At 74.1% G+C, this 6,459-nt stretch carries 7 protein-coding genes; 4 read left to right on the forward strand and 3 right to left on the reverse strand.

The features are described from left to right. Positions 1 to 1,553 (forward strand): Pls/PosA family non-ribosomal peptide synthetase (locus D8M35_RS14900; RefSeq protein ID WP_342342920.1); only part of this gene is annotated, 1,553 nt, incomplete at its 5' end. Continuing rightward, positions 1,550 to 2,875, forward strand: coding sequence for a M1 family metallopeptidase (locus D8M35_RS14905; protein WP_126892547.1), 1,326 nt, complete (start codon positions 1,550 to 1,552; stop codon positions 2,873 to 2,875). The genes D8M35_RS14900 and D8M35_RS14905, both read left to right, overlap by 4 nt. Here D8M35_RS14905 and D8M35_RS14910 read toward each other — a convergent pair whose 3' ends face one another. Further along, a complete protein-coding gene (locus D8M35_RS14910) occupies positions 2,876 to 3,187 on the reverse strand; it encodes a helix-turn-helix domain-containing protein (RefSeq protein ID WP_126892548.1) in 312 nt (103 codons plus the stop codon). 47 nt (positions 3,188 to 3,234) lie between these two features. Between D8M35_RS14910 and map the strand changes: the two genes are divergently transcribed. After that, positions 3,235 to 4,005, forward strand: a complete 771-nt coding sequence (gene map, locus D8M35_RS14915) for a type I methionyl aminopeptidase (RefSeq protein ID WP_126892549.1) — start codon at positions 3,235 to 3,237, stop codon at positions 4,003 to 4,005. Here the strand turns inward: map and D8M35_RS14920 are convergent. Both D8M35_RS14920 and D8M35_RS14925 read right to left on the reverse strand, forming a co-directional pair. Then, a complete protein-coding gene (locus tag D8M35_RS14920; RefSeq protein WP_126892550.1) occupies positions 3,986 to 4,639 on the reverse strand; it encodes a 4'-phosphopantetheinyl transferase superfamily protein in 654 nt (217 codons plus the stop codon). The genes map and D8M35_RS14920 overlap by 20 nt on opposite strands. 43 nt (positions 4,640 to 4,682) lie before the next feature. Further along, on the reverse strand, positions 4,683 to 4,886 hold the full coding sequence (locus D8M35_RS14925; RefSeq protein WP_058729997.1) for a hypothetical protein: 204 nt from the start codon (positions 4,884 to 4,886) through the stop codon (positions 4,683 to 4,685). Between the two features lie 290 nt (positions 4,887 to 5,176). On the opposite strand from D8M35_RS14925, the gene D8M35_RS14930 reads away from it, so the two are divergent. Beyond that, positions 5,177 to 6,459, forward strand: a 1,283-nt coding sequence (locus tag D8M35_RS14930) for a YgcG family protein (protein ID WP_161972685.1), incomplete at its 3' end; no start/stop codon positions are given.

Below are 6,459 nucleotides of genomic sequence, written 5' to 3' on the forward strand. Positions count from 1 at the left end.
TACGGTGGGCGGGCTCGCCCGCCGAGCGCGTCGGCTCGGCGCGCCACGGCCGGGAGGCACGTCCCCCGGCCCGACGTCGGTGGCTCGTCGCGTACGGGGTCGGGTCGGTCGTCGTGGCCGGTCTGCCCGTCGTCGGCGTCACCGCGGGGCTGGCCGTCGCGATCACGCTCGTCGGGCCCGCCGGCACCCTGGGTGCGGCCGTGCTGCGCGCGCTGGCGGCGGTCCCGCTGGCCACGATCGTCGCGGGACTCGTGTACGCCGTGCTCGTGGTGGCAGCGGTGCGGCTCCTCGCGCTCGGGCTGCACGAGGGACGGCACCCCGTGCGGTCGCGCCCGGGCTGGCAGGCCTGGTGCACCGAGCGGGTGCTCGACGCCGCCCGGACGCTGCTCTTCCCGCTGTACGCCTCGCTCGTCACCCCGCTCTGGCTGCGACTCCTCGGCGCACGCGTCGGGCGGGACACCGAGATCTCGACGGTGCTGCTCATCCCGTCGCTGACGCAGATCGCGTCCGGGGCCTTCCTGGCCGACGACACCATGGTCGCCACCTACGAGCTCGGTGGCGGGTACGTCCGGATCGGCCGTTCGAAGGTCGGTCGCCGGGCGTTCCTCGGGAACTCCGGGATGACCGGCGCGGGACGGTCGGTCCCGCGCGAGGCGCTCGTGGCCGTCCTCTCCGCCGTGCCGAGGAAGGCGAAGCGCGGGTCGTCGTGGCTCGGATCGCCGCCCGTCCGGCTGCGCCGTGCCACCACGGAGTTCGACGAGGCACGGACGTTCCGCCCGCCCCGGCGGCTCAAGGTCGCGCGCGGGTGCTGGGAGCTGCTCCGCCTGCTCGCCCCGATGGTGTCCGCGGCGATCGCCCTCGGCGTCGCCGGGACCCTGCTCGCGCTCTGGTCGGCCGTCGGGATCGGCTGGACGGTGCTGCTCGCCGGCCCGGTGCTCATCGTGGCCGGTGCGGTGGCGGCAGTGGTCTCCACGCTCGCGAAGTGGGTGTTCGTCGGACGGATCGACGCCCGGGAGCACCCGCTGTGGTCGTCCTTCGTCTGGCGCAACGAGGTGCAGGACACCTTCGTCGAGACGGTGGCGCGCCCGTGGTTCGCCGAGCAGGCCCCCGGCACGCCCGCACTCGCCGCGTGGTTGCGGAGCCTGGGCGCACGGATCGGTCGCGGCACCTGGATCGAGACGTACTGGCTGCCGGAGGCCGACCTCGTGGCGATCGGCGACGGTGCCGCGGTCGCGCGGGGCACGGTCGTGCAGACGCACCTGTTCCACGACCGGGTCATGCAGCTCGACACGGTGCGGCTCGACGACGGTGCGACCCTCGGCCCGCACAGCGTCGCGTTGCCCGCCTCCGGGATCGGGACGAGTGCGACCGTCGGGGCGGGCTCGCTCGTGATGCGCGGCGAGCAGGTTCCCGGTGGCACCCGCTGGGCCGGGAACCCGATCGCCCCGTGGACGTCCGCGCCGACGGCACCGGCCGAGCCCGCGGGAGCGGACCGAGACCGCACCGGCTCCGCCGTCGGGTCCGGGGCCGTGGCAGACTCGACGACACCGTGAAGCCGAACCCCGACGCCGACCCGTACACCCCGCACAGCGGCGACCGGCGGTGGAGCGCGCAGCACTACGACCTGCGCCTCGGCTACCGCGTCGCGACGAACCGCCTCGACGCCACCGCCACCGTCACCGGCCGTGCCGTCGTCGCGCTCGACCGCATCGTGCTCGACCTGCACGGGCTGCGGGTGGACCGCGTCGACGTCGACGGCACCCGTGCGGCGAAGGTCTCCACCGGCACCCACAAGGTCACCGTGACGCCGGCCGCTCCGATCGCCGCCGGGGCCGAGTTCTCGGTGCACGTCCGGTACCGCGGCGCACCCCGTCCGCTCCGGAGTCCGTGGGGGCAGATCGGCTGGGAGGAGCTGACCGACGGCGTGATCGTCGCCGCCCAGCCCACCGGCGCACCCTCCTGGTTCCCGTGCAACGACCGGCCGGACGACAAGGCCACGTACCGCTTCGAGGTCACCGCCGAGAGCGGCTACGACGTCGTGGCGAACGGCGACCTGCTCGGCAGCGAGCGGGCTCGGGCCGGGACGACCTGGACCTACGCCGTCACCGAGCCGATGGCGACGTACCTCGCCACCGTGCAGATCGGGCGCTACCGCACGACGACCCTGCGCGGGACCCCGGCGGTGACCGTGCACCACCCCGCCGACCTGGCCACGGCGGTCCGTACGGACTTCGGCCGGGTCCCGGACATGATCGCCCTGTTCGGCGACGTGTTCGGACCGTACCCGTTCTCGTCCTACGGCATCGTGGTCACCGACGACGAGCTCGAGATCCCGCTCGAGGCCCACGGCCTCGCGGTGTTCGGGCGGAACCACGTCGACGGCGAGCACGGGACCGACCGGCTCATCGCGCACGAGCTCGCACACCAGTGGTGGGGCAACTCGGTGACGGCCGCCCGGTGGCGGGACATCTGGCTGCACGAGGGCTTCGCCTGCTACGCCGAGTGGCTGTGGTCGGAGCACCGCGGGGGTGACTCCGCCGACGTGCTGGCGGAACGGCACCGGCAGGCGCTCCTCGCCGGTCCGCAGGACCTGGTGGTCGCCGACCCGGGCGCGCGCGACATGTTCGACGACCGGGTCTACAAGCGCGGGGCCCTCGCCCTGCACGCACTCCGACGGGCCTTCGGGGACACGGCCTTCACCGCCGCGCTCCGCGGCCTCGGCGCCGCGCACCGGCACGGCTCGGTCGCGTCGACGGACGTGTACGCCGCCTTCGCCGCCGCTGCCGGCACCACCGAGCTCTCGGTGCGTCGGGTCACCGGACCCTGGATCGACGAGCCGGGCGTCCCCGGAGCCGCGGCGACCGACGCGGGGTAGTCACGACCAGACGCGTGCAGCCCCGACGCGGGAACCCGGCGCGTCACCGCCCGTCGGCCCCTCGGGCGACGGCGGGTGCACCTCGGCCCAGAGCGCGTCGAGGGACAGCCCGACGACCCCGGCGACGGCGGCGATGCTCGCGAAGGAGGGGGTCGCGATCCGGCCGGTCTCGACCTTGCGGAGGGTCTCCGGTGAGATGCCGGCGGCCAGTGCCACGTCGAGGATCGAGCGGTCGCCACGTGCGCTCCGGAGCAGCGCACCGAGACGGCGACCGCGTTCGAGCTCGTCGGGGCTGAGCGGGAGTCGGACCATGCTGCCGATACTAGTACCGGGCTACCAGTACCGGTACGATAATCCGCATGATCGAGATCCTCTCCCCCGCCGAGGTCGACCGGGCCCGACGCACGGGCGCCCTCGTCGGCACGATCCTGCAGACCCTCCGCGAACGGACGACGGTCGGCACGAACCTGCTCGACGTCGACCGGTGGGCCCGCACCATGATCGAGGACGCCGGCGCGGTCTCCTGCTACGTCGACTACGCCCCGTCGTTCGGTCGCGGACCCTTCGGCCACCACGTCTGCACCGCGGTGAACGACGCGGTGCTCCACGGTCTGCCGCACGACCGCTCGCTCGCGGACGGCGACCTGCTCACCCTCGACCTCGCGGTGACCCTGGACGGGATCGCCGCCGATGCCGCGATCAGCTTCGTCGTCGGGCGGGCCGACCCCGCGGACACGGCCCTGATCGAGGCCACCGAACGAGCACTCGCCGCCGGGATCGCCGCAGCGGGGCCGGGAGTCCGGACCGGGGACGTGTCGCACGCCATCGGCAGCGTGCTGACCGCCGCCGGGTACCCCGTGAACACCGAGTTCGGCGGTCACGGCATCGGCTCGACGATGCACCAGGACCCGCACGTGGCGAACACCGGTCGACCCGGACGGGGCTACACCCTGCGCCCGGGTCTCCTCCTCGCGCTCGAGCCCTGGGTGATGGCGGACACGGACGAACTGGTCACCGATCCGGACGGGTGGACGCTGCGGAGCGCGACCGGAGCGAGGACCGCCCACACCGAGCACACCGTCGCGATCACCGAGGACGGCGTCGAGGTGCTCACCCGACCGGGCCGCTGACGCCGGCACCACGCCCGTCGCCGAGCCCGTCGACGAGCCCGTCGACGAGCCGGTGCTCGACGATCACGGGCAGACCGCCGGCCGCCACGGCGAGCACCGTGTCCGGCGCGGGCCAGTGGACCGTCACGAGGTGGTCGCGGCGGGCGAAGCGGGCGGCACCCCGGGCCAGGTCGACCTCGACGGCGGCCGGGTCGACCTGCAGCCCTCGACCGTCCCGCTTCAGCACCGCTTCCTTGACGGCCCAGGCGGCCGCGCGGTCGTGGTCGTCCCGCAGCCGCGCGGCCTCGACCGGCGTGGAGACGTCGAGCGGGGCGGCCGCGACCCGGTCGACCCGTTCGAGGTCGATGCCGACCGCGACGCCACGGGCTGGGCCGGTCACGACGGCGATCGCGGTGACGCCCGGCACGCCGGGCCGGCGAGCGGGTGTCCGGGCGAGGCTCACCGGGACGCGGCGGTCCGCGATCGTCGCCCAGGGGCGTCCGTGCTCGGTCGAACCGCAGTGCGGACAGCGGCGCCCCGTGCGCACGGCGACCTCGTCGACGTGGTGGGCCGACGCGACGGCGGTGACCAGGGCCTCCCGGTCGGCGCCGGAGGGCACGATCGTCACCCGGACGACGCCTGACGGACGGACCACGCGGCGAGCCTAGCGTCGGTCCGGCGCGGGGCCGGTGGTCGTGTCAGGCGTGCGTGAGCGCGATGAGCGCGACGTTCATGGTGCTGTAGGCGCCCTCGGACCGGGTGGCCTGTCGGACCCGCCCACGGAGGACCTCGTAGCGGCCGTCCTGTTCACGGACGAAGCCGATGACACCGCTCGCCGGTGTCGAGACGCGGTGGTAGCCGTCCTCCAGTGGGACGACCTCGGTGCTCGTCGTACGCTCCATCGCTTTCCCCTTCCGTTCGTCGTCGAACGATGGCCACCACCATACCCCGGTCCGGGGTACAAGTCCTCCAGATGACCGACGTCACCGGGGGTTGTCCGAGCATCCACCCGCTGTGTGCGTCGTCTGGATAGCATCGGGACGTCGGCACCCGTGCGGGGGCCGTCGGGGGTCGCACGACGGCCCCCGGGGCGACGGATGGAGGACGGATGCGAGCGGTCCACGACGGATCGGGCACGGGCGACCGGGCGGCCGGCAGGCCGCGCCGTCGGTGCCGCGGTCGGGCAGCATCGGTGACGACCAGGTCCCTGGGTCGCCTGGGTGCGCTGCTCCTCGCCGCCGGTCTGGTGCTCGCGCCCGCTGCGGCAGCCCACGCCACGGATCCGGTGGACCTCGGCGGTGCGTACGTGGTCGACGAGGCCGACGCGCTGAGCAGTGCGCAGCGCACGCAGGTCGAACAGGCGGTCCAGGAGCTGTACGACGAGACGCAGACGCAGCTCTACGTGGTCTACGTGCCGACGTTCACGAACCCGAGCGACCACGCGGCGTGGGGCGACGCCCTGATGGAACGCAACCAGATCGACTCCGACGCCATCGTGCTCTCCGTGGCGGTCGACGACCGCATCGCCGACATCCAGCAGACGAACGAGACCGCGCTCTCCCGCGGCGACGTCGAGTCCGCCTACCAGCAGGACGCGGTGCCGCAGCTGCGGGACGGCGACTGGGCGGGCGCCGCCGTCGCCATGGCGGACGGTCTCGTCGCGTCGCAGGCGCCGCCGGACCTGACCTGGCTGTGGGTGCTCCTGCTCGTGGTCGTGGTCGGCGCGGTCGTCGCCCTGCTGGTGGTCCGCACCCGCAACAAGCGCCGGACCGCCGAGGCCGAACGGGCACAGCAGGAGTCGCTCGCAGGCCTGGAACGCAAGGCCGGCGCTGCGCTCGTCACGATCGACGACGAGCTCCGCACCGCCGAGCAAGAGGTCGGTTTCGCCACGGCGCAGTTCGGGGAGGACGCGGCGAAGCCCTTCGCCGACGCCGTCGCGACCGCGAAGCGCTCCGTGCGGCAGGCCTTCTCGTACCAGCAGCAGCTCGACGACGAGGTCCCGGACTCGCCGCAGCAGCGCGCGCAGTGGGCGAACCAGATCATCGCGATCTGCGAGCAGGCGCACACGTCGATCGACGAGCAGACCGAGGCCTTCGACCGGCTGCGGTCGCTCGAGGACGGGGTCGAGGACGCCGCGACCGCCCTCGCCTCCGCGGTCGCCGCGGCGCCGATGGAGCTCGACGCCGCGCGCCGCGCGCTCGAACGGGTGCGCGGGTCGTACGGCGGACGGACCCTGGCGACGGTCGCCGACAACGTCGACCAGGCCGAGCGGGTGCTCGGGTACGCGACCGAACGGTCACAGGCGGCGACCGCGGCCATCGCGTCGGGCGACAAGGGCCAGGCGGTGGTCGCCGTTCGCGACGCCCAGCACGCGCTCGCGCAGGTGCAGCAGCGCACCGGGAGCGCGACGGGCAGATCGGAAGATCGTCGGCGACGCAAGTCGTGTGCACTTGTGTGTAGTGCTCTGTGCTCGCC

The organism is Curtobacterium sp. HSID17257 (assembly GCF_003989515.1).
GTDB lineage: Bacteria > Actinomycetota > Actinomycetes > Actinomycetales > Microbacteriaceae > Curtobacterium.